The organism is Wolbachia endosymbiont (group A) of Dendrolimus pini, from assembly GCF_964026835.1.
In the GTDB taxonomy this organism is placed as follows: Bacteria; Pseudomonadota; Alphaproteobacteria; order Rickettsiales; family Anaplasmataceae; genus Wolbachia; species Wolbachia pipientis.
On the sequence record NZ_OZ034702.1, the window covers coordinates 361,110 to 382,540 of the forward strand.

The 21,431-nt window shown below is 35.4% G+C and carries 22 protein-coding genes, 1 tRNA gene and 1 pseudogene; 10 read left to right on the plus strand and 14 right to left on the minus strand.

What is annotated here, in order from left to right:
• Positions 1-31: 31 nt before the first annotated feature.
• On the plus strand, positions 32-3,433 hold the full coding sequence (locus AAGD66_RS01665; RefSeq protein ID WP_341814499.1) for a UvrD-helicase domain-containing protein: 3,402 nt from the start codon (positions 32-34) through the stop codon (positions 3,431-3,433).
• 106 nt (positions 3,434-3,539) lie between these two features.
• Here AAGD66_RS01665 and AAGD66_RS01670 read toward each other — a convergent pair whose 3' ends face one another.
• The 5 genes from AAGD66_RS01670 to AAGD66_RS01690 form a co-directional block, all read right to left on the minus strand.
• Positions 3,540-3,830, minus strand: coding sequence for a GIY-YIG nuclease family protein (locus AAGD66_RS01670; RefSeq protein ID WP_007549156.1), 291 nt, complete (start codon positions 3,828-3,830; stop codon positions 3,540-3,542).
• Between the two features lie 160 nt (positions 3,831-3,990).
• Positions 3,991-4,665: a RadC family protein gene (gene radC, locus AAGD66_RS01675; protein ID WP_006280440.1), complete on the minus strand. Its 675-nt coding sequence runs from the start codon at positions 4,663-4,665 to the stop codon at positions 3,991-3,993.
• Positions 4,640-4,870, minus strand: coding sequence for a hypothetical protein (locus AAGD66_RS01680; RefSeq protein ID WP_041573522.1), 231 nt, complete (start codon positions 4,868-4,870; stop codon positions 4,640-4,642). The genes radC and AAGD66_RS01680 overlap by 26 nt, the downstream gene beginning before the upstream one ends.
• Positions 4,871-5,012: 142 nt before the next feature.
• Positions 5,013-5,609 carry an RDD family protein gene (locus tag AAGD66_RS01685; protein WP_064124935.1) on the minus strand — a complete coding sequence of 199 codons (597 nt, stop codon included), beginning with the start codon at positions 5,607-5,609 and terminating at the stop codon, positions 5,013-5,015.
• A 24-nt stretch (positions 5,610-5,633) separates the two neighbouring features.
• A tRNA-Leu gene (locus AAGD66_RS01690) sits at positions 5,634-5,716 on the minus strand.
• Positions 5,717-5,830: 114 nt separating this feature from the next.
• On the opposite strand from AAGD66_RS01690, the gene AAGD66_RS01695 reads away from it, so the two are divergent.
• Entirely contained in the window at positions 5,831-7,282 is a 1,452-nt protein-coding gene (locus AAGD66_RS01695; protein ID WP_264724130.1) for a replicative DNA helicase, read from the plus strand.
• A gap of 87 nt (positions 7,283-7,369) precedes the next feature.
• Positions 7,370-8,704 (plus strand): hypothetical protein, encoded by a 1,335-nt coding sequence (locus AAGD66_RS01700; protein ID WP_264724129.1) that lies wholly within the window; start codon positions 7,370-7,372, stop codon positions 8,702-8,704.
• Between the two features lie 73 nt (positions 8,705-8,777).
• Here AAGD66_RS01700 and metG read toward each other — a convergent pair whose 3' ends face one another.
• A complete protein-coding gene (gene metG, locus AAGD66_RS01705; protein ID WP_264724128.1) occupies positions 8,778-10,415 on the minus strand; it encodes a methionine--tRNA ligase in 1,638 nt (545 codons plus the stop codon).
• 139 nt (positions 10,416-10,554) lie between these two features.
• On the opposite strand from metG, the gene AAGD66_RS01710 reads away from it, so the two are divergent.
• A complete protein-coding gene (locus tag AAGD66_RS01710) occupies positions 10,555-10,995 on the plus strand; it encodes a TrbC/VirB2 family protein (RefSeq protein WP_264724127.1) in 441 nt (146 codons plus the stop codon).
• Positions 10,996-11,006: 11 nt separating this feature from the next.
• Here AAGD66_RS01710 and ubiG read toward each other — a convergent pair whose 3' ends face one another.
• Positions 11,007-12,182 (minus strand): bifunctional 2-polyprenyl-6-hydroxyphenol methylase/3-demethylubiquinol 3-O-methyltransferase UbiG, encoded by a 1,176-nt coding sequence (gene ubiG / locus AAGD66_RS01715; RefSeq protein WP_015589098.1) that lies wholly within the window; start codon positions 12,180-12,182, stop codon positions 11,007-11,009.
• 195 nt (positions 12,183-12,377) lie between these two features.
• Here ubiG and AAGD66_RS06975 point away from each other — a divergent pair.
• The 4 genes and pseudogenes from AAGD66_RS06975 to AAGD66_RS01730 all read left to right on the plus strand — a co-directional run.
• Positions 12,378-12,464 (plus strand): annotated as a pseudogene (locus tag AAGD66_RS06975) (WPE palindromic element domain-containing protein); the annotation flags it as partial.
• Between the two features lie 618 nt (positions 12,465-13,082).
• Positions 13,083-14,831 carry a DNA primase gene (gene dnaG / locus AAGD66_RS01720; protein ID WP_264724126.1) on the plus strand — a complete coding sequence of 583 codons (1,749 nt, stop codon included), beginning with the start codon at positions 13,083-13,085 and terminating at the stop codon, positions 14,829-14,831.
• A gap of 237 nt (positions 14,832-15,068) precedes the next feature.
• Positions 15,069-16,151, plus strand: coding sequence for a Fic family protein (locus AAGD66_RS01725; RefSeq protein ID WP_213863077.1), 1,083 nt, complete (start codon positions 15,069-15,071; stop codon positions 16,149-16,151).
• Positions 16,152-16,352: 201 nt separating this feature from the next.
• The gene (locus tag AAGD66_RS01730) at positions 16,353-17,435 is read left to right on the plus strand and encodes an efflux RND transporter periplasmic adaptor subunit (protein WP_341814500.1); all 1,083 of its coding nucleotides are present in this window, start codon (positions 16,353-16,355) and stop codon (positions 17,433-17,435) included.
• Positions 17,436-17,576: 141 nt separating this feature from the next.
• Here AAGD66_RS01730 and AAGD66_RS01735 read toward each other — a convergent pair whose 3' ends face one another.
• The 7 genes from AAGD66_RS01735 to AAGD66_RS01765 all read right to left on the minus strand — a co-directional run bounded on the left by AAGD66_RS01735 (position 17,577) and on the right by AAGD66_RS01765 (position 20,126).
• The gene (locus AAGD66_RS01735) at positions 17,577-17,804 is read right to left on the minus strand and encodes an IS3 family transposase (RefSeq protein WP_341814501.1); all 228 of its coding nucleotides are present in this window, start codon (positions 17,802-17,804) and stop codon (positions 17,577-17,579) included.
• Positions 17,797-17,958: a DDE-type integrase/transposase/recombinase gene (locus tag AAGD66_RS01740; RefSeq protein ID WP_010082071.1), complete on the minus strand. Its 162-nt coding sequence runs from the start codon at positions 17,956-17,958 to the stop codon at positions 17,797-17,799. The genes AAGD66_RS01735 and AAGD66_RS01740 overlap by 8 nt, the downstream gene beginning before the upstream one ends.
• Positions 17,959-17,961: 3 nt before the next feature.
• Positions 17,962-18,396 carry an IS3 family transposase gene (locus AAGD66_RS01745; RefSeq protein ID WP_144078574.1) on the minus strand — a complete coding sequence of 145 codons (435 nt, stop codon included), beginning with the start codon at positions 18,394-18,396 and terminating at the stop codon, positions 17,962-17,964.
• Complete coding sequence (locus tag AAGD66_RS01750; protein ID WP_264723898.1) at positions 18,381-18,674, minus strand: transposase; 294 nt, start codon at positions 18,672-18,674, stop codon at positions 18,381-18,383. Before AAGD66_RS01750 ends, AAGD66_RS01745 begins: the two co-directional genes overlap by 16 nt.
• Positions 18,675-18,753: 79 nt before the next feature.
• The gene (locus AAGD66_RS01755) at positions 18,754-18,957 is read right to left on the minus strand and encodes a hypothetical protein (protein ID WP_341814502.1); all 204 of its coding nucleotides are present in this window, start codon (positions 18,955-18,957) and stop codon (positions 18,754-18,756) included.
• 160 nt (positions 18,958-19,117) lie between these two features.
• Positions 19,118-19,246, minus strand: a complete 129-nt coding sequence (gene ykgO / locus AAGD66_RS01760; protein WP_006279631.1) for a type B 50S ribosomal protein L36 — start codon at positions 19,244-19,246, stop codon at positions 19,118-19,120.
• A 49-nt stretch (positions 19,247-19,295) separates the two neighbouring features.
• Positions 19,296-20,126, minus strand: a complete 831-nt coding sequence (locus AAGD66_RS01765) for a pyruvate, water dikinase regulatory protein (protein WP_265024651.1) — start codon at positions 20,124-20,126, stop codon at positions 19,296-19,298.
• Between the two features lie 135 nt (positions 20,127-20,261).
• Between AAGD66_RS01765 and ccmC the strand changes: the two genes are divergently transcribed.
• Together ccmC and AAGD66_RS01775 are read left to right on the plus strand one after the other, a co-directional pair.
• A complete protein-coding gene (ccmC, locus tag AAGD66_RS01770; RefSeq protein WP_010962525.1) occupies positions 20,262-20,972 on the plus strand; it encodes a heme ABC transporter permease CcmC in 711 nt (236 codons plus the stop codon).
• A gap of 8 nt (positions 20,973-20,980) precedes the next feature.
• A complete protein-coding gene (locus AAGD66_RS01775; protein WP_083250453.1) occupies positions 20,981-21,397 on the plus strand; it encodes a GNAT family N-acetyltransferase in 417 nt (138 codons plus the stop codon).
• Positions 21,398-21,431: the final 34 nt, after the last annotated feature.

The following is a 21,431-nucleotide window of genomic DNA, read 5'->3' on the forward strand; positions in this document are numbered from 1 at the left end:
AGTCAACTTTTATAAGGTTCTCGCACTTCTGATGAGATCAAATGCCATAAATCCTAATTTCTCTGTGTGGGTAAATGCGTCCGCTGGTACAGGCAAAACAAAAATCTTAATAGACAGAGTATTGAGACTTTTATTAGAAAACAAAAGAAATATTCTTTGCTTAACATTCACCAATGCTGCAGCAAACGAAATGGAGAATCGCATTCACAGCATACTCAGTAAGTGGGCAATATGTTCAGAGAGTGAATTAATAATGGATCTGGAACAACTAGACCTATTGCAAATCAGAAAAAAAGAAACCTGGATCCCAGTGTCACGCACTGGGATGACAGGGGATGGCGCAGAAATAACGGAGAATGATGCTGAGGTGATAGCACCACATAACCACGATTTAAGTGAAAATCCAGTAGCCCACCCTTCGATGTCATCCCAGCATCCCTACTTGTCATCCCAGTGCGTGACACTGGGATCCAGAAAAAATAAAGATTATTTAACCAAAGCAAGAAGGCTTTTCTCTGAACTGGAAAATCTTGGTCTAACTATACAAACCATACACGCTTTCTGTTACAAATTAATCTCCAGCTTTCCTATAGAAGCTGGCATTGCTCCAAATTGCACGCTGAGTGAATGTAAAGAATTACATTCCATCATATTCAATAAAGTGCTTCATAACGAAACTGTGCAGGATGATCTCAACCTTATTGCAACTGAAATTGATGAAAATAAACTACGCGATTTGCTTTATACTTTATGTATAAAAAGATCGATATCAGCAAATGATTCGAAATATATCAAAGATAAATTGAGCGCCCCAGATGAAATTCATGACTTACAGAGTGAAACAATCGAGCACGTGGAAAGACTAGCCGAGATATTAAGTGAAGGCAGTAAAAGAGATCAGAGTTATAGTGAAATACTTTATTCTACTGTCATCCCAGCTGGGATCCAGAAAAAAAGAACCAGTGTCAGCTACTCGGATGATACCGGAATAAAGTGGAATGACACCAAAATAGAAAACCTAGCCAAGGTATTTCTAAAATCAGAATCGCACGAAAAAAAGAGCATATCATCCATTGCAACAAAAAGTATTTTGGAGAAATTCAAAGATGCAGAGCAAATAATAGAGAGCGTTCAGAATGTAGTATTTACCCATATAAGAGACATGAACTCTTATCAAATATTCAAGAGAACCAGTAGCTTACTTGGTATATTTAAAGTATATGTTGATCTATACAGTAGCGAAAAATCAAAAAATGCACTGCTTGATTACAATGATATAATTGACTTAGCAACAAATCTTCTCAGCAACCCAGATCATAAAGATTGGGTATTGTTTAACTTAGATCAAAAAATAGATCACATCCTTGTTGACGAGGCACAAGACAATAGCATCAGTCAGTGGAAAATTATAACAAATCTCTGCGATGAATTTTTTGCCGGTAATGATGAAAAGCGAACCTTATTTGTTGTTGGTGACGTAAAACAATCCATATACAGATTTCAAGGAGCAAATCCCCATCTATTCAACTATATGCAACAATACTTTCATACGAAAACTGGTGGTAGAGATTGGATATCATGCCAACTTGAAAAGTCATTTCGTTCAACTCCAGAAGTTTTGATGCTTGTAGATAGAATATTTAATAACTTCCGCGCAGAAATATCTTTTAATGATAATGAAATAAAACATGTTCCACATAGAGAAAATGACCAAGGATATATTGAAATTTGGCCAGCGTTACCAAGGCGCAAAGAGAAAGAACAGCAAGCTTTACAAATTCCTCTGACATGCAGGGAAAATTATATAATAGCAGACCGATTACTTGCTCAAACAATAGCCAACAGAATTCACAATTGGTTAAATGAAGGGCGAATTTTAGTCGCTAAAGATCGCCATATAGAACCAAGAGACATTATGGTTCTGGTACGACAACGAAACGTGTTAGTTGATTACATAATAAGCGAACTTAAAAAAGCAAACGTGCCAGTTGTAGGCCGAGATTATTTTAGAATTATGGACTATATAGCCGTGCAGGACTTAATAGCTTTGGCCGAATTTTTACTCCTCCAGGCAAATGATTTAGCTCTTGCAAATGCTTTAAAATCACCGCTATTTAATTTCACCGAGGATGATTTATTTAACATTGCATACGACCGTAAAGAGCATTCACTATGGGAAAGAATTCAGGATTATTGTGTGGTTATCTATAGTGAATTAAACTATCTCATTAACTTATCTCGCACAGAATCCCCTCTCGCATTATTCACGCATATACTGCGCACAGGTAAGAAGAAATTTGCTGCAAGGCTAGGTCTTGAGTGCTTCGAGGTTCTAGACGAATTTATGAACCTTGTGTTGCAATTTGAGAACCCATCTCTTCAAGCATTTGTTCAATGGATCAAGGAGAATAACCCAGAGATTAAGAATGATATGCAATCAGAACGCAATGCTGTGCGAATAATGACAATTCACAAATCAAAAGGTCTGCAAGCTCCAATAGTATTTTTGGTTGATACAAACACAGTGCCAAGAAACAGTGAAAGCATTATCTTTGATGGAACGGAAGCACCATTTTGGTGTGGAAAAAACAACAACGCTTATTGTGATCAAGTAAAAAGAGAGAAAAAACTAGAGGATTATAATGAATATTTGCGTTTATTATACGTAGCACTCACACGTGCTGAAGATGAGTTATACATCTTAAGTAAAGAGCCAGTGCAAAAGGGCTCTTGGTATGATCTAATCACTAAGTACGGAGAGCCATATGAAAAGAAACAAAGGAGTTTACAGCCAATATTTAAAGAAAAAGTTGAAGTGCTATGTGTGAACGCAAACTACCCTTACATTTATAAAAAACGTGATTACTTTGACGTTCCGGTCATTTCCCTTCCACCAGCTTTAGCCTACTCTTCGGTGTCATCCCAGCGCGTGACGCTGGAATCCAGTGAAAAAGAAGGAGCAGAATGGATCCCAGTGTCAGCTACTTGGATGACAGATGGTTATACAAGAGGCCTAATAATTCACAGCATATTGCAGTATATGCCCAAGATAGAAAAAGAAAGGAGAAAAAACTGGGTCAGAAAATACCTTGATAACATCAGTGAAGATAAGGATGAAATTTACAGTAAAATATTAGCCTTTAATGAAAAATATGGCTATTTGTTTGACTTGGAAGGCAAATCAGAGATTACACTGAGTGGAACAATTGATGGCAAGTCAGTATTAGTACGACTAGATAGGCTATGCATAACGCAAGATAAAGCAATCATAATTGACTACAAATCACACCGTAACGTTTCTGTTTCCTTATTAAATGAAATAAAAAAACAGATGTTAATCTATAAAACCTTAGTACAAGAAATATATCCAAACAAGCAAGTAGAGTGCGTGGTTATTTGGGTGGAAGATTTAACCATTCAATCTGACTTTTAACGAAACTTGATTGCAAGAAATAGCTACTACGTCATACCACCGCGAACCGTCATACCGCCACTCCTTTCTCGTCATCCCGCTACGTGTTAGCGGGATCTCAGCATAGCTATCTTAAAGCTAAGTAATATAAGTCAACCCAGCTAGGATTCTTTTGATTGATCAAATTAATTTTCCACTGCCTTGGCCATTCTTTCAGGCGCCTTTCTCTTGCAATAGCTAAACTTATATCTTCAAACTCTTCAAAATATACAAGTTTATTTACATTATATCTTGATGTAAAACCTGAAACAATTTTGTTTTTGTGTTCCCAAATCCTCTTGATCAAATTTGCAGTTACACCAATATATAATGTGCTATTAGCTTTATTTGTAAGTATATAGATATATGATAACTTCATCTTAATCGTTTATAGCTAAAGTAACTGAGGTTTACCAACATTATACTACACCATCATACCACAATAAAACTTACCGTCATGCCGCCGCAGATAGATCCCGCTAACACGTAGCGGAATGACGATTGTCGGTAAATCTAAGTTACTGTAGCTATAAAGGCTTTCACAACAACCTATTTTCCTTGAAACTAAAATAGCTACTGAATGTAATAATAATGTGATCTATTAATTCTATTCCTATACTTTGGCAAGCTTCTGCTAGTTGTCTAGTGAGAGATATATCGCTATTTGAAGGTTGTGTATCTCTGCTTGGATGATTGTGAGATATTACAATGGATGTTGAACCAATCAAAAGTGCGCGCTTGATGATCTCTCTGACATAAAGAGGAGTTTGATCTACTGTACCAATATTTTGCAGGTCTTCCGCTATTAGACGATACTTTTTATTCATATAGATGACGCGAAAATTTTCCTTATTGAGGCTTCCTATACTTATTCTTAAATAATCAAGCAATTTTTCCCAGTTATCGATTATAGGCAGGTCTTTTATTTCTTCTCTTGCAGAACGAACAAAGGCTTGTTTTACACAAAAGATGGCAGATATCGCTGCATTGCTGACACCATCAACGTTTTGCAGCGCTTCCAGGTCAGCATTAAAAACTTTATTCAAACTGCCAAAATTTTCTATCAAACTCTTTGCTATCGGCTTTACATCAATTCTACTGTATGCTGAATATAAAATGTGCTCTAAAACCTCATAATCAAGTAATGATTGTCCATTATCTAAAATAATTTTCTCCCTTAGGCGCTTTCTATGCCCCTTTTTGTAATTTTTCATCATCAATGAATTGCTTATCTCTTGTATAATAAGAAATTAGATTTTTAAGTAAAATATTTAATAAAGCGCATGACGCACAATTGTAAGAACATTCATTTTTAAAGACAGCAAATGGTGTCATGAAAGTAGCTGAGACACTGTCCTCCTTTGTCATCCGAGTAGCTGACACTGGTTCCTTTACGACGGCAGTGCCCAGAGGTGTCATCCCAGTGCGTGCACATAGTGCAAAAAATTAAAAATAAGACGCCAATACGTAATACTGTTGTCGTTTAATCTGCACAGATTGAAGATAAATGAATACCTTCAGTATCATGATAAAGGGGCTGGCGAAGGGTGTCAAGTAGTTTTTAGCTCTGCCTTCTAAGGCTTTTACTCGTGACAACCACTGTGCCTGCGATCTTATCGTGCCAAGTTTGACAGCGTTTGTTGAAATTTGACCATAAAAAGCCCAAGAATAATGGTGCAACTGACAATATAAAGGAAAAAAATCTCTTTGTTGCTTGTCTTAAAGTTATCTTTTCGAAAGTTTGTGCATCCACAACTCTAAGCCCAAGTAATAGTTTTCCAGGTGTAGCAGCAAACCTTACCCACATATATATTACATAGCAAAAGAGCATAATAAACTGGACTATTTGATTTAGGATTAGTAATTTTATAAGTCTACTCTGCGTTGTCTTTTCTTCCGCAGACAGTGGTGCTTGCATTGGGGATTTTGCAGCAATTTGACTTAATATTTTGCTATCCTCTGAGTTCATAAAGAGCTGATTTAAGGCTTGGCTGCAAAACTGCAAGAACAAAACGATAATAATTAAATCAAGCAATACTGATATATAGCGCCTGAGGCCCGTTACATAACATATCCCATTTTCATCTTTCTTTACCTTTTGAATAACATTTATAGAAGAAAAAATAGAAAATAAACGATCAAAAAATTTATGTAACATATATACACTTTCCAATATTTAACCTGCCCCTGGCCGGACTTGAACCAGCATGCTTTTGCAAGCAACAGATTTTGAGTCTGCCGTGTCTACCATTCCACCACAGGGGCATTAAGTTTTAATGCTATAGGCAACACGGAATTAGTCAAATTTTTTTGCCTTTACATCTTTCAAATGAGGACTAAATATTCTACAATAATCAACAGTTACTCTCAAAACTTAAAATGAATGAATTAGCTAGTCTCTTGGGTTCAAGAAGTGTAGACAAGGAAATATGTAAATTACCGCATAATCTAGAAGCTGAACAGATGCTTATTGGTGCAATGATTCGTGATAATAGAATCTGTGATGCAGTTGAAGACACAATTACAGCAGAAAATTTCTATGATCCACTGCATCAAAGTATTTTTACGCAAATATCTAAAACCAGGAAACACGGTATAGTTGCCAATGAACTGAGCCTTAAAATGTTTTTTGAAAACGACCAAGCATTTACCGAGTGTGGTGGGGTAGAGTACTTAGCAAAGCTTGCAGCGAAGGCAAGTATTGCACTTGATATTTATAGTTTGACTAGAATAATCCGTGATACTTACTTAAGGAGATGTTTAATCAAGCTCGGGCAAGAAATAGTTGGTGATAGCTACAACTACGATATTGAAAATCCTGCACAGGCGCAAATTGAACAAGCAATGACAAAATTGTTCAATTTGGCAGTAAAAAAACAAGGTGAGAAAACATATATAAAACTTGCAAGTTCAATTAAAGATGTAGTTGAGAAGATCAGCACACTGAAAAATAATCCAGAAGCGCTAGGCGTTACAACCGGACTTCAAGATCTAAATCAGCTTCTTGGTGGTCTACAAAAATCTGATTTATTAATTTTAGCTGCAAGGCCTTCTATGGGTAAAACAGCATTGGCGCTAAACATCGCACTTAATGCTTGTAAGATGTTGCAAAAAAGAGCAGATAAGCAACACCATGTAGCGTTTTTCTCACTTGAAATGTCAGCAGAACAATTAACGGCAAGATTGATTACTATAGATTCAGGAATTAGTTATTATAAGGCATTAACCGGGAGAATTAGTGATTTTGAATTGCATGAGTTTATCAATACTAGTACAGAATTATCTGAACTGCCTTTCCTCATAGATGACACCCCTGCACTATCAATTAGCGCACTTCGCACCAGAATACGTTTGTTATATCAATTATATAATGTAGAAGTGGTATTCATTGATTATCTGCAGCTAATCAGAGGAACAACAAAAAGGAGTAATGAAAATAGAGTGCAAGAAATCTCGGAAGTGACGCAGGGTTTGAAAGCAATTGCAAAGGAGCTAAATATTCCCATTGTTGCACTATCTCAGCTCTCTCGTTCTGTTGAGCAGAGGGATGATAAAAAACCACAACTTTCTGATTTACGTGATTCAGGGAGCATAGAGCAAGACGCAGATATAGTAATGTTTCTCTATAGAGAAGAGTATTATGAACTAAGAAAACAGCCAAATGAAGGAAACAATAAACATCGGGAATGGCAAGAGAAAATGGAAAAAATTAGAAACATTGCAGAGCTCATTATTGCAAAGCAGAGAAATGGACCAATTGGCAGTATGAAGCTATATTTTGACTCTAACAGAGGTGCATTTAAAGATTACACGGAAAGGCATAGTTCATAGCTTGACAGCAATCTTCTTGTTCCCAAGTTTATCAATTATTTTTTTTATGTAAAGATAGCTTGACAACTTCTTAAAAATCCTTTTATAATGGTATTATATTTTATAATACGTGAGATGATGAATAAAAACAATGTACCCTATTATATAGCTGGAACTCTGGCTGCTTTAACTTTATTAGCATCTGGAGTGTTTGCTGCAGCTCCTTATATTGGTTTCTTAGCTCCAGTTGCAGCATTAAGTGTTGGCCTTCCATTTATTATTGGTGGTGCTGTATTTTCTGCTGTAGCTATTGCACTTTCGTATGCAGCAGTTAGTAAGAACAAAACTATTTCTGAGAAGGAAGCTCAGCTTTCTGATGAAAAAAGTAAAGTAGAAGCTAAAGGTAAAATAATTTCTGAGAAAGTAAAAGAAATATCCGAAAAAAATACTCAACTGGCTAATCAAGCAAAAGAGATAGAAGATAAAGATAAAACTATTTCTGAGAAAGATCGGGAGATTTTTAGAATGAAAAATGAGTTGGCTGCAACCAGAAGGATTAATGCTTCTCAGCCAGGTGATGCGGTAGAAATTGGTAGCGTAAACCAGCAGCTTACTAGGAAAGAGGTCGGAGTACAAGCTCAAGAGCAAAAAACTTCTGAGAAAAATACTCAACTACCTGAGAAAGAAAAAGAAATAGAAGAACTTAAACGAGGAAATGCTTTTGTTCCGCAAGCAAAGGATATCAAAGAAGTATTTACATCTGTAGCAGAAGCGTACAATAGTGGGCGCATTTCTGGTATTGTTAAGCGGCGCTGTAGTGATGTTGCGAATGACTTAAAAAATATCGTAGGTAGTGCGAAAAATGCTTATGGCACATCAATTGAGTATGTAAAAGGGAAATTTAATAATGCTGGAAATAAATTAAAAAATTTTTATGATACATCAGTTGAGTATACAAAAGGAGCACTTAACAGCGTTGGAAGCAGCTTGTACAGTAGGATTTATGGTACTAAGGTTTCTAGTCCGGAAGAGCAGTTTAAGCGTGAAGATGGATCTAAACCTAGCATGCAAGAACTAACTCGTTTGGATTATTTAAATCTTGAGGTTCTTTCCAGTGAGCAAAAGCAACGAGCTAATAGTTTGGATTATTTAAATATTGATAACGTTCCTAAGCAACCTGATCATTTAAATGTTGATGCTGCTAAAAGTTATTTAATGAGTCTTTCTGAGGATCAGGATGTATTTTATGATGCAGAATCTGGTGATGAAAAAGGTACTGAGATTTCTAGCCCAGAAAGTCAGCCAACTAAAGAAGAAAATGGTCAAGGCTGGTTTGCATGGAGCCTAGGAAAGGTTAAGTCGGCAATGACTGAAGTAGTAGTGATAGGTGCTGATGTTACTAAACCATATTGTGCTAAAGTAACTAAGGCACTTGCCACCTAACTTGAATATGTAGACAGCGGTGTGCACCGTCGTTAACTAAAGATAATCCCATCCAGGAGAAATAGTTTTTACACTATTTCTCCTCTTTAGCATCAACCCTCAAAAAAACCGGCGTAGGTTTAGGCAGCGTAATGCCTAAGCTTACGCATGCGTTGCACAGAGATTTTAAATCTCGTTGTTCTTTCGGAATTTGCAGTTGATTTAGTATCATCTCTGCTGACTTGGGAACGATTGGCTGCAATAAAATGCCTATTATCCTGATATATTCCAGTAACTTGTAAATTACTAAATTCATGCGCTCTCTGTCAGTTTTGCTTAGTGTCCAGGGTGCACTTTTGTCTATGTAGGCATTTGCTTCAGAAGAGATGTTGATGATTAGAAGTATGATATGGTTAAATTCATACTTTGATAGGTGATTCATCACTTGATCGAGTATAGCTTTGCAACCTGGAAGACTTTCTTCACCTTTAAGTAGGCTTTGATCGATTGTTGGTACAATTCCAGAACATTGCTTGTGTAAAAATGAAATTGTTCTTTGCACTAAATTGCCTATGTTGTTTGCCAGTTCTGAATTTATCCGGCTGATCATATTTTTCTTACTAAAGTTGCCATCTTGGCCGAAGCTTGCTTCCCTGAGGAGAAAATAGCGTAGCTGATCAACACCAAACTCTTGAGCGAGGCCAATTGGATCTATGACATTACCAAGGGACTTGGATATTTTCTCTCCCTCGTTCAACCACCAACCATGAACTGCAATTTGTTTTGGCAGTGGCAGGTCTGCTGCAAGGAGAATCGCTGGCCAATATACAGCATGAAAGCGCAATATGTCTTTACCGATTACATGAACGTTGAAAGAGTTGTCAGCTAGGTTTGCAGCGCTTGACACTGGAATCTGCGTTTTCCCTTGGTTTGGTGTCATTCCAGCGCGTGACGCTGGAATCTGCGTTTTGGATTCTGCCCAAAATCTTTTATATTCCTCACCTTCAGTACTAGGGAAACCTATTGATGTAAGATAATTGGTTAATGCATCTATCCAGACATAGATTACGTGTTTGTCATTACCTGGTACTTTTATTCCCCAGTTAAAACTAGTACGAGAGATTGAGAGGTCAATGAGCCCTGATCTTACAAACGATATCACTTCATTTCTTCTGCTCTCAGGAAAGATAAAACTTGGCTGATTTTTATAGAGTTCCAGTAATTTGTCTTGCCAGTTTGACAAGCGAAAAAAGTAGCTCTCTTCTTTTATCCACTGAACTTCTGCGCCTGTTGGTGCTTTGCCATCTATCAGCTCTGATTCCTGATAAAATGCTTCATCACGAACTGAATACCAACCCGAATAGGAATCCAAATATATTTGCCCTCTCTCTTCAAGTCTATTCCATAAAGCTATAACTGCTTTTTTGTGACGTTCCTCCGTAGTGCGAATAAAATCGTCATACTCAAAATTCATGAACTTAGCCAATTCTTTAAATGAAACGCTCACATCATCTGTAAATTCTTTTGGCTGCATTTCCTTTGCTTTAGCTGCTTTTTCTATTTTTTGTCCATGTTCATCTGTACCGGTGGTAAATTTGACATTTTTCCCAGCTAGTTTCATGAACCTTGCCACCACGTCACACAAGAGAGAAGTGTATGCATGACCAATATGCGGCTTATCGTTTACGTAATATACTGGCGTGGTGATGTAAAAGTTCTCGAATTGTTCCATGGTTTCGCATTTTGATAAAAATCAACTGAGTTAATTATAGTATTAAAAAGGCAGTAATAAATAAATATTGATTGGGTTAAGCATAATTTTTGAAAAAAGCTATTTACTGAAATTTTATTAAAATAAGAAACAATCAGGCATGATTATTGAAAGAACAATGAGAAATTTTCTTGTAATTCTATTTATAGTTTTCTATGCATTTGATGCACACGCTGATGGAGCAACAGATGTAATGTGTAATGTAATAGGTTACGTTCATGGAATAGGTGGACCAATGATTACAGTGGTAATAATTGGTTCAAGCTTACTTGCAATATTTGGCAGAATGCCTTGGCCTGCACTTTTCGCACTGGGTATGTTTGTTGCTATGTTTTTTGGTGCTCCTCAAATTGTAACAAAGGTAACAGAAAAAGAAGTTTGTTGTCTTTTTAAAGGTCAAACCTTGGAGAATGGAAAGTGTGTTGCTGCTCCTGGATATGAACGTGTAGGTACAGGTTATGCTTGTCGTTCCGGTTGGGCGCTAACTAATAAAGGCTACTGTATAAAAGCTGGCCAAGATCCTTCAAAGTATTGGAAGTGAAAATGGTGCTTTTATAGAGTTAAATCTAACAAACCGCAGAGTATATAATTAACATCCACGCCTTTAGTTAGATTCCACTCACGCTTTATTACGTTGTACTCCATGCCAGCCATGTTTTGCAGCGTTACATTATTTTCTCTTAAGTGATTTGCAATTTCTGACGGCTTGAGAAATTTATTCCAGTTATGTGTACCTTTTGGCAGCCAATTTAATATGTACTCTGCACCAATTATTGCAAGACAAAAGGATTTAATAGTTCTATTTATTGTGGATATAAAGATTAACCCCTCCGGTTTTAGCAGTTCTATCGCTTTTTTCATGAAAAGCTCTAAATTATCCACATGTTCAACTACTTCCATCAACAGAACCACGTCGTACTTCTTGTCATTGCTTAGCTCTTCAATGCTGGTGTGTATATATTCTATATTTAACCCTACTTTTTTTGCATGTGAATGAGCTACTTTTATGTTTTCTTCACATACATCTATTCCCACAACGTTAATGCCAACGCGTGCCATTGACTCTGACAAAATGCCACCACCACACCCGACATCAAGCAATGATAATTCTTTTAAATTGCATTTTTTTAACTCTTTTATTTTCTCAATAATGTAAGATACTCTAACAGGATTCATCATGTGCAATGGTTTGAATTTGCCGTTCTCATCCCACCACTGGCCTGCCATTTTAGCGAATTTTGATATTTCATCTTCGTTATAAGTTTTTGTTTTTTTTTTCTTAGAGGTTATATTGCTGAGTTTATCAAGGCGTTTTTTATGTCTGCTTTCTTTTGAAAATTCTGTTTCGAGGAATTGTTTGACTATGTCTTTTGCTAATCCACTCGCAGTAAACCCTGCACCAAGACACAGTACATTTGCGTTGCCATGCTCGCGAGCTAATTTTGCGATCTCAACACTGTTACATAAAGCAGCGTAGATTCCTTCAAAACGATTTGCCACAGTACTCATGCCCAAACCTGTACCACAAATTAATATCCCATAATTTGCTTTTTTGCTTGTTATATCTTCTACAACTTTAACAGCATAGTTTGGGTAATCTACACACTTTTGCTTAGCAGTGCAGCCTTGATCTACTACTCTGTAACCTAGGGCTTCCAGGTAAGGTTTTATTTCTGATTTTAATTCATAACCAGCATGATCTGAGGCAATTGATACTATACCTAACATATAAGAAATAAGGACATTTTATATGGGTTTGAACTTTCTGTCAAGTCATTCAATGCTTCTGACCTTTTGGGAGTTCTAAAGCTATAGCTAAGGTTTTCCTACGTCATACCGCAATTCATTCCACAACTGTACGAACATTGTGATTTGAGAATAATCTCCGCCAGGAAGGGTGTCATCCCAGTGCTTTGGCACTGAGATCCAGAAAACTTAATTTTAAATAAGTACACCAGATAGCTGTATAATAAGAACTGGATTCCAGTGTCAAGCACTGGAATGACACCTTCTGTATAAATATTAAGAAATTTACCAAACGAAAAAAAAGGCAAAAGAAGCCCCGTGGTTGGCTAATTACTTACATTATACTTTCAAGTATGGCGTTTTTTTATTCTAAACACTTAATAACCGCGATTTAGCTGCTTTTAAGCCGCAACTAATCTAAATTATAAACGTTAAGAAATTTACTAAACAGAAAAAAAGGCAAAAGAAACCCTAGGGTAGCTAGTTATTCACTATCCATTTTTTAAGTTGGCGTTTTTTAATGTTTTAAATGCTTTATAAGCGTATTTCAGCTTGTGTAGGTCAAAACCCGGAAATTTGATAAAGACATAAGGTGCACATAGTGCAAAAAATTAAACATGAGACGCCAGATACGTTGAGTTTTTTTGTCATTTAATCTGTACAGAGAAGATAAATAAATAGCTTCAGTTTCATGATAAGGGCGCTGGCGAGGTTTGTCAAGGAAGTTTTTTGTTTCTGTGGGCTACCTGGATGACAGGATTGCTCTTGAATTTGTATAGCTACATTGTCGGTAAATCTAAATTGCTTTAGTTATAGAAATAAATTTCGAGTCAGATGTGTATAAATTCTATATAATTTTTATCCTACTACTAATTTAACAAGATGGATCATATAGATATTATAAAATCAAAATTATTATTATCCGACATAGTAGGTAAAAAAGTCAGATTAATAAAAAGAGGAGATAGTTTTGTTGGGCTCTGTCCATTTCATAACGAAAAAACCCCATCTTTTTCGGTGAGCAATACTAAGGGGTTATATTACTGTTTTGGTTGTTCAGCTAGTGGTGATGCATTTGAATTTATTTCACAAACTGAAGGATTAAGCTTTAAAGAAGCATTGGAAAAATTAGCATCGGTTACAGGTGTTGAACTGCCCAAAAATCTTAGTATTACAAAAGAGAACAATAAACTATTTTTAGTGCTTGATTTAGCTGCAAATTGGTTTGCACAAAAAAATCAGGGCGTTGTAGATTATTTAAAGCAGCGTAAGATTTCACCTAAAATCATAGATAAATTTAAGATAGGTTATGCACCAAGCTCTGGTTTGAAAGAGTATTTAAACTCTTCAGGTATTGAAGACAGAATTTTGATTGATATTGGATTAGTAAACAAAAATTTTCGTGATTATTTTTATGACCGGCTGATATTTCCTATACAGAGCATTGCAGGGAGAGTTATTGGTTTTGGCGGACGTGCGCTAAGTTCTGAGCAACAGCCGAAATATTTAAACAGTCCAGAGAGTCAGCTCTTCAAGAAGAGGGAGAATTTATACGGATTAAACTTTGCTTTAAGCGAAATACGTAAAAAACAGCACATACTCGTTGTTGAAGGATATATGGACGCTATAGCGCTACATCAAGCAGGAATTAGTAATGCAGTTGCTCCGCTTGGTACCGCAATTTCTGCAGAGCAGATAAAAAATCTATGGAGATTTGCTAAAGAAATCTCCATCTGTATGGATGGCGATAGTGCTGGACGTCATGCTGCTACTCGAGTTGCAGAACTTGCTCTGCCAATATTAGAGCCTGGATACACGTTAAAATTTGTGACTTTGCCGAGTAATAAAGATCCATACGATATATGTAACGAACTGGAATACAAGAAAGAAGACGTATTGATTGCGCTTGATCACTCAACAAAACTTCATTCTGAATATTTATGGCATCACATAATCGATAGCAATTTGCAAAATTATGAAAAACTTGCTCCGGAAAAATATTCAATTCTTGAGCACAAGTTCATGGAATATGTAAATACTATTAGCAACAGCAGTATTAGAAGGTATTACAGAGATTATTTTTACAATAAGGCTAGTGAACTAAGAAGTAGCTTCAAAAAACAGATTTTTAATAGTAAAACTAGAGCAACAAAAGGTGAGTATCTTCATAACAAATCTCCAGAGCTAATTGAAGCAGAGCAAAATCAGGCCGTAATTTTGCGTATAGCCGTAGAATTTCCTGAAATCTTGAACCGTCCTATATTTTTTGAGCAATTTTCTCATTTTGAATTTACTAATGAGATGAAAAGATTACAACAGCGTATAATTGATGTAATAAGTAACAAAAGCAAACTCGATAAAGAGGCTTTGTTACAAGAATTGAAACAGTTTAACGTTATAAAGTATGTATTTGAAAAAACTAGTGTACTAAATAGCCAACTGAACGAGAGAAAATCTGCAGAAATTGTGTGGAATAATATAGTGTTACTAAAAGAGTTAAATGCATTACGAAAAGAAAGAACCGAAGCGAGGCTGAGCGGTAATCTTGACTTAGAGGAAAGGTTGATAGAACAAATAAAGCAAATAGAAAGCAGTATACAAGAAATGCAAATGGAGTTTATTGAAAAGTAGATATCGTCTCGTTAGTCAACAAGAAAATTACAAAATAAGACAATATTTTACATAAGATTGAAATTTTTAACTAATTAAGCCTTCCTCTAACAGCTTTGCCCTGTAGTTTTTGATATGGTTAGGATCACTTGAAAATGTATAATTTTTGTAGTTAGCTCTGCTGTGCATATAAAGTTTACTATTGACTTTTATCACATTATCTCACATTATCTCACATAATATGCATGTGAGAAGAATATGAACTGGAAGAATTTTCGTCTTAGTACGCGTCTCAACCTAGAAGGGCCTGTAATTGAGCAAGTGTACGAGTTAATTACTGCAGTTGATAGTGTTAAAAATAGCTGGCAGATAACGAAAAAACTACTACCACAAACAATTGAAAGATTAACTCATTCAGTTATTGTTACATCTTCTGGCGCTTCTAACCGTATTGAAGGAAATCGTCTAACCGATAAAGAAGTTGAGGATCTATATAAAAACCTACGTGTCAAAAAATTTAAAAATAGAGATGAGCAAGAAATTGCTGGCTACTTAGAAATGCTTAAACTAATATTTCATGATTATACGGATATTCCAATTAGTGAGTCATCAATATTGCACATTAACAACCAGATGCTACTTTATAGTGAAAAAGATTTGTATCATAGAGGAAAATACAAAGCAAGTTCTAATAGAGTTGAGGCAAAAGATCAGAATGGAAAAGTTGTTGGTATAATTTTTGATCCCACACCACCTTACCTTGTTAGAAAGGAAGTACAAGAGCTTATTGATTGGTATCACTGGTCCTTAAATAATAAATTTAAGCATCCTCTTATTATTGTTGCTAACTTTGTTTTTGAGTATTTGGCAATACACCCTTTTCAAGATGGAAATGGCAGAACTAGTAGATTGATAACTAATTTAATGCTGTTGCAGCAGGGTTATGATTTTGTATCTATTGTATCACATGAAAAGATAATTGAAACTAACAAACTTGATTACTATTTAGCGCTTAATAAAACACAAAGTAGCTGGAAAAGTGGCAAAGAAGATATTTCCCCATGGTTAATATTTTTTCTTAATGTGCTCAAAACGCAAGCAAATGAGGCGCATTATATTCTTGAGAGGGAGAATACTGAATATTTATTATCAAGAAAACAATTATTCTTCTGGGAGTGGGCACTTAGCCTTGCAGATAAAGAATTTAGTAGAAAAGATGCTATAGAAGCTCTAGGATTTCCTCCAAGAACAGTAGAGGCAATTACAAAGAAACTGCTAGGGATGAAATACTTACAGCGTCTTGGAGAAGGCAAAGCCACTAGATATAAAGTTATTATTTAAAAGTTTTAGTATGTTTTTCGAGATTTTTTTAAATCCAGTCTTATGCACAACTTTGTTTGCAATTTTATTCGATTAAAAATTGCATTTTAGCAATAAAAAACTTACTTATTATAGGAAAATCTTGTGTTTGTTCTCATATAAAACTATTTATGGAGTGACAATGGTACATGTATTATACTTACATTTCTGATTCGAAAATTTATGCAGTTGTTTCTAACAAGATTGGTCAACAAATTCTATTGTTTAAAGATGAGAAATAAAGTAATCATCATTTCCAGTATTGCTTTTATTCTACTGTTTTTTATCAGCAGTGCATTTTTAAAAAAAGATCAGGCGGTTCATAGCGATAATGCAACTAGTAGCTTTTCAGTAAAAACTCAAGAATGTGCGCCGCAAAACCGCACTATATATTTAAATTTTTCTGGTACAGTAAATCCCTTACATAGAGCTAGCCTTGTCTCAAAAATAAGTGGTAAGATTATTGCTATTTATTTACCTGATGGTGAAAAGGTAAAAAGAGATGATGTAGTGTTAAAGATAGAAGATTATGACAGGATTGAGCAAGCTCAGAAAGCCAAAGCTTTATTAAAGCAGCGTGAAATTGAGTATGATTCCTCTCACAAACTGAATAAAAAAGGCTATGGGGCACAAATACAAGTAGAAGCAGCTTTTACTGCGTTACAAAGTGCAAAAGCTGACCTAAAAAGGCTAGAATTGGATTTAGAAAATACTGCAGTCACATCTCCTATAGATGGTTATATTGATAAAATCAATGCAAACGAAGGGGATTTTGTTAATGCTGGGCAAAAAATAGCTGACGTGGTTAATTTCGATCAAATTCTTGTAGTGTTATACGTTTCGGAAAATGAAGTAAATAAAATAGAGCTAGGCAGCACAGCTCAAATTAATTTGCTGGACGGAAAAGAATTGGCAGGTGAAGTAAGTTTTATTAGTAAAATTGCTGAGCCTAAAACTGGGTCTTATAGGGTAGAAGTAAAGGTAACTAATAATAAAATGATATCCTTGCAGGGACTAACTGCCAACGTAAGGCTACCTTCAGGCGAAAGATTTGCATATACAGTTCCTTCTTCAGCCCTGAGCTTAAGTGACGAAGGTGCTCTTGGAATAAAGATTGTTGATGATAATAATTATGTAGTATTTGCACCAATAGAAATTGTTGATCATGAGAGCGATGGGGTTTGGATAGTAGCAAATAACGAAGGTAAACCCATAAAGTTAATAGTATTGGGCCACCTATTTGTTAAGCCTGGTGATAAGGTTTAAGACATAAGATCCTTTGACCTTACCCAGAAAAAGTGGAGAGAAAGTTTGGAATGTTTTTCACAAAGAGAATGATGAATCAAAATGCTCAGGAATGCAATAGTTATAGCTCTTTTTACAATAATCCGAACAGATCATAATATGCTACTGCTCTACTATAGCCATAAGCACATATCTTATCCTATTCGGACTATTGCGAGAAGTGCTATAATAGTGACGTTGTTTGTTATAAAAAATTTCTATATATTCAAATATAGCAGTTTTGATATGCTGTTTAGAGTGCCGAGAGGTGTCTATTGGTAACTCCCTTTTTAGAGAACTGAAGAAGCTTTCCACAACAGAATTGTCGTAACAACAGCCTTTATTACTCATCTATATTCTTTACAGCTAAGAGATATTGATACCCTTGCGCAGTATATTGTGAACCTTGGTCACTGTGCAGCAGTAGATTTTTAACAGGTTTACGCCTATTAATGGCCATTAATAAAGAGTTCATAACCAATTGTTTATTTATTGCACTACTCATTAACTACCATACGTGAGAATTATTGCTGCCAAATATAGCCATCCCTCCTTGGTTTTGATGTAAGTAATCCCATACTTTATTTGGTTGATCAACAATAAAGTTTTGATCTAGTATATTGGGAGCTACAGCTCTATTATCTGTTTGTTGTTTTTTAATTTTAAACTTTCTTCTCAGTATAGCCCTGATGTCATTTTTCTGCATAATACTTTGCACCGTTTTCAAATTGCAACTTTTACCCAAAGCCTTCAATTCAGCATGAATTTTAGGAGCTCCATATCTACATTTAGAAACTTGATATATTTTTTGAATAGCTTCGAGTAGCTCTTTATTTGCTGATTCTCTACTGCTTATTTTTCTTGTGGTCCACTTATAGTAGCCACTAGCAGAAAATCCTACATAATTCCTGTACTTTATAGCAGTTACTATATAAAAAAATATTTTACTCCTTTTGACTGGCCAGGGCTTTTTTTTAAATGTCTCTTTCCCTTGTTACTCTTGCTTTGTAAATCAAACCTCTCTTTGTCATAAGGTGCTACATCTGGAAATGCATTTGCCGCTGACTTTTTTTCGTTATATTTCTTCATCCATTTTCCTAATACACTATCCCTTATTCCTAGATCTCTTGCTACTTTTGCAACTGGTTGACCTACCTTTCTTTGTTCATTTGCCAGCTTAACAGCTTCCAATTTGAATTCTGCCGTATATTCTCTTACCATTTCTAATCCTCCAAAATTTTATTTTACCCAAAAAAACTCTTTTCTTTCTCTCCACTTTTTCTGGGTAAGGTCACTACTGCTATTCCACGTCAAGAACAACCATAAGTTCATTAGGGTTCACATAACCTAAAGCATTTTTTGCTTGCTCATCAAGCAGATCTAAATCTAAGCTTTTTTCATATAAGCCAAATACTTTGTTGTCCAACTTTTCCTTTTCAGAAGAGACATCCTTTAGCAAAAGTTTATTGTACTCGATTTCTTTTTTTAAATCGATTAACTTCAATAAGCCACGTTTACCTGTAATTGTGCTAATGCTGAAATATAATGTAAGGGAAGAAATGAGTAAGGCTGCGCTTAAACACAGTAACTTTTGCTTCTTTTTAGATATAAGCACCGTACTTTCACATATAAAAAATATATAACATGAAAAGGTGAACAAAAAGCTAAGAACCTTGACGCGCTTTACACCTTGGCTTTACCTTATTTATAATGTAAATCTTACCACCCCTTTTCACAACTTTACAATTTTTATCTCTGTTACGATGAGATTTTAGCGACCCTTTGACTTTCATATCTATAGTAAGAATTAAATTACTTTACATTATAATCACTTATCAAGAGTTAGTCAATTGATAACATTTTATTAAAATATTGTATAATTGTTGCTGATACTTCTTCGATCGACTTTTGCGTGACATCGATAATTGGCCAGTTATTCTGTTTAAAGAGCTCCTCTGCTTCTTTAATTTCCTTTTCTACTTTCTCAGGGTTAGCATATATATTATTATCTTCGTTGTTAATTGAAGTAAGTCTATTTTTGCGTATTTCTATTAGCCTACTTACGTCTATTGTTACCCCTATCGTTAGTTTATTTTTTAATTTTGCCAAGTCGACATAAAAGGGTACCCCACTAACAAAAGGAATATTTGCAACCTTATAGCCTCGGTAAGCTAAATACGTACTGGTGGGAGATTTTGATGTACGTGAAACTCCAACCAAAATTATATCTGCTTTATCAATATCTTGAATATTTTGTCCATCATCATGATTAATAGTGTAGTTTATTGCCTCAATGCGCTGAAAATATTCGTTATTTATCTCAGTATGCAAGTCAAGCTTTTCGTCTTTTTCAATTTCAAGATAAGACGAAATTTCTCTAATAATATGTGATAATATTGCTCTATAGGGAATTTTCAACTTTATACAGTTATCTTTTAGATATTTTCTTAGCTCATCATCAGTAATAGTGCATATAACAAAATTATGCTCATCATTTTTCCTATTAATTTCCTCCAGAATTTTGTCAATCTGCTCTTCTCCTTTTACAAAAGACCAAACATATTCGATCGTTTCTACAGAACGAAAGTGTTTCAGAGCTGATTTTGCAACTGATATAACAGTTTCACCACTTGAATCTGATACTAAGTGTAGATTAAGCTTTTTAAGGGTCATATACTAAAAATAATAGCTAGCAATCTGCTACTGAAATTATGCTAATTTGTTGACCTACGTAAATATAGAAAAACTATCCTGTTGATAAAACTCAAACTAATTGGTAAATTCTTAACACAATTATTCTCAAAACGAATGTTTTTATTAAAGCCTACAAATTTCTCTTATTTTTCTAAGAAAGCTCTACCTTGGCTTGGGGTTATTTGTTTCGCATGTTTTTTAATTGGAATGTCTTTGGCGTTATTCTTCTCTCCAGAAGATTATAAACAAGGAGAAATTGTACGAATCATGTACATTCATGTGCCTTCTGCATGGCTTGCTCTTGGAATATATGGATTAATTGCATCACTTGGTTTCATTTCATTGGTATGGAACAATAGCATTGCTAGTGTCTTGGCACATGCTGCTGCTCCTGCAGGGACAGTCTTTTCGGCAATATGCTTAATCACAGGCAGCATCTGGGGAAAAGGAACCTGGGGCACTTGGTGGGTATGGGATGCAAGGCTTACTTCAATGCTGATTTTATTTTTCCTATATGTTGGCTACCTTTCATTGTGGAGCGCTTTTGATAATGAAGCGAGGGCAGAAAAATCAGCAGCAGTATTTGCCATCTTTAGTGCTATAAATATTCCTATAGTAAAATTTTCCGTGAATTTATGGTCCACTCTCCATCAGCCAGCAAGCATTTTGAGAAAAGGTGGAATAGCAATAGAAAGTTCCCTGCTGTTGCCACTGGTTGCAATGTTTATGTTTTGTGCCACATTTTTTTTAGTAGTGTGGATACTGTATTCACTTTACTTAATTAATTTATATAAGATAAAGAGAGAAATCAGTATGCGGTATTAGGCCGAGAGATGAAAATAGAACACACCACATCACCAAGTAGCAAAGACATTGAATTCCTACTCAAAAAGATTAATGAAGAAACCGTTGATAAAGGTACGTGTAACCCATTTGCTTTTTTTATTCGCGATGATACTGAACAAATTATTGTAGGTTGTAGCGGTTTTGTTATCTATGGTTCAATTTACACTGACTTGCTTTGGGTGCACTCTGATTATAGAAGAAAAGGTATGGGAAAGCAGCTAATGGAAGAAGTTCATGATTATGGTCGTGAGATGCACTGTAAAATAGCAACCGTTGCAACCATGAATTTTCAAAAAGCGAAAGTATTTTATGAAAAGCTTGGGTATAAGTGTGATCTTGTACGTCCAGGGTATGTTAACATGTATATTTTTGAAGAAAGTGTTGTGAGATGCACTGTAAAATAGCAACCGTTGTAACCATGAACTCTAAAATATTTAA

Bases quoted from the DNA above. Each gene is read 5' to 3' on its own strand.
- AAGD66_RS01685 (WP_064124935.1), bottom strand. From the start codon at position 5,609: ATGTTACATAAATTTTTTGATCGTTTATTTTCTATTTTTTCTTCTATA.
- metG (WP_264724128.1), bottom strand. From the start codon at position 10,415: ATGGAACAATTCGAGAACTTTTACATCACCACGCCAGTATATTACGTA.
- AAGD66_RS01710 (WP_264724127.1), top strand. From the start codon at position 10,555: ATGATTATTGAAAGAACAATGAGAAATTTTCTTGTAATTCTATTTATA.
- ykgO (WP_006279631.1), bottom strand. From the start codon at position 19,246: ATGAAAGTCAAAGGGTCGCTAAAATCTCATCGTAACAGAGATAAAAAT.
- AAGD66_RS01750 (WP_264723898.1), bottom strand. From the start codon at position 18,674: ATGGTAAGAGAATATACGGCAGAATTCAAATTGGAAGCTGTTAAGCTG.
- AAGD66_RS01695 (WP_264724130.1), top strand. From the start codon at position 5,831: ATGAATGAATTAGCTAGTCTCTTGGGTTCAAGAAGTGTAGACAAGGAA.
- AAGD66_RS01730 (WP_341814500.1), top strand. From the start codon at position 16,353: ATGCAGTTGTTTCTAACAAGATTGGTCAACAAATTCTATTGTTTAAAG.
- AAGD66_RS01775 (WP_083250453.1), top strand. From the start codon at position 20,981: ATGAAAATAGAACACACCACATCACCAAGTAGCAAAGACATTGAATTC.
- AAGD66_RS01740 (WP_010082071.1), bottom strand. From the start codon at position 17,958: ATGAGTAGTGCAATAAATAAACAATTGGTTATGAACTCTTTATTAATG.
- AAGD66_RS01670 (WP_007549156.1), bottom strand. From the start codon at position 3,830: ATGAAGTTATCATATATCTATATACTTACAAATAAAGCTAATAGCACA.
- AAGD66_RS01700 (WP_264724129.1), top strand. From the start codon at position 7,370: ATGGTATTATATTTTATAATACGTGAGATGATGAATAAAAACAATGTA.
- AAGD66_RS01665 (WP_341814499.1), top strand. From the start codon at position 32: ATGAGATCAAATGCCATAAATCCTAATTTCTCTGTGTGGGTAAATGCG.
- dnaG (WP_264724126.1), top strand. From the start codon at position 13,083: ATGGATCATATAGATATTATAAAATCAAAATTATTATTATCCGACATA.
- ubiG (WP_015589098.1), bottom strand. From the start codon at position 12,182: ATGTTAGGTATAGTATCAATTGCCTCAGATCATGCTGGTTATGAATTA.
- AAGD66_RS01725 (WP_213863077.1), top strand. From the start codon at position 15,069: ATGAACTGGAAGAATTTTCGTCTTAGTACGCGTCTCAACCTAGAAGGG.
- AAGD66_RS01680 (WP_041573522.1), bottom strand. From the start codon at position 4,870: ATGACACCTCTGGGCACTGCCGTCGTAAAGGAACCAGTGTCAGCTACT.
- ccmC (WP_010962525.1), top strand. From the start codon at position 20,262: ATGTTTTTATTAAAGCCTACAAATTTCTCTTATTTTTCTAAGAAAGCT.
- AAGD66_RS01735 (WP_341814501.1), bottom strand. From the start codon at position 17,804: ATGAGTAATAAAGGCTGTTGTTACGACAATTCTGTTGTGGAAAGCTTC.
- AAGD66_RS01765 (WP_265024651.1), bottom strand. From the start codon at position 20,126: ATGACCCTTAAAAAGCTTAATCTACACTTAGTATCAGATTCAAGTGGT.
- radC (WP_006280440.1), bottom strand. From the start codon at position 4,665: ATGAAAAATTACAAAAAGGGGCATAGAAAGCGCCTAAGGGAGAAAATT.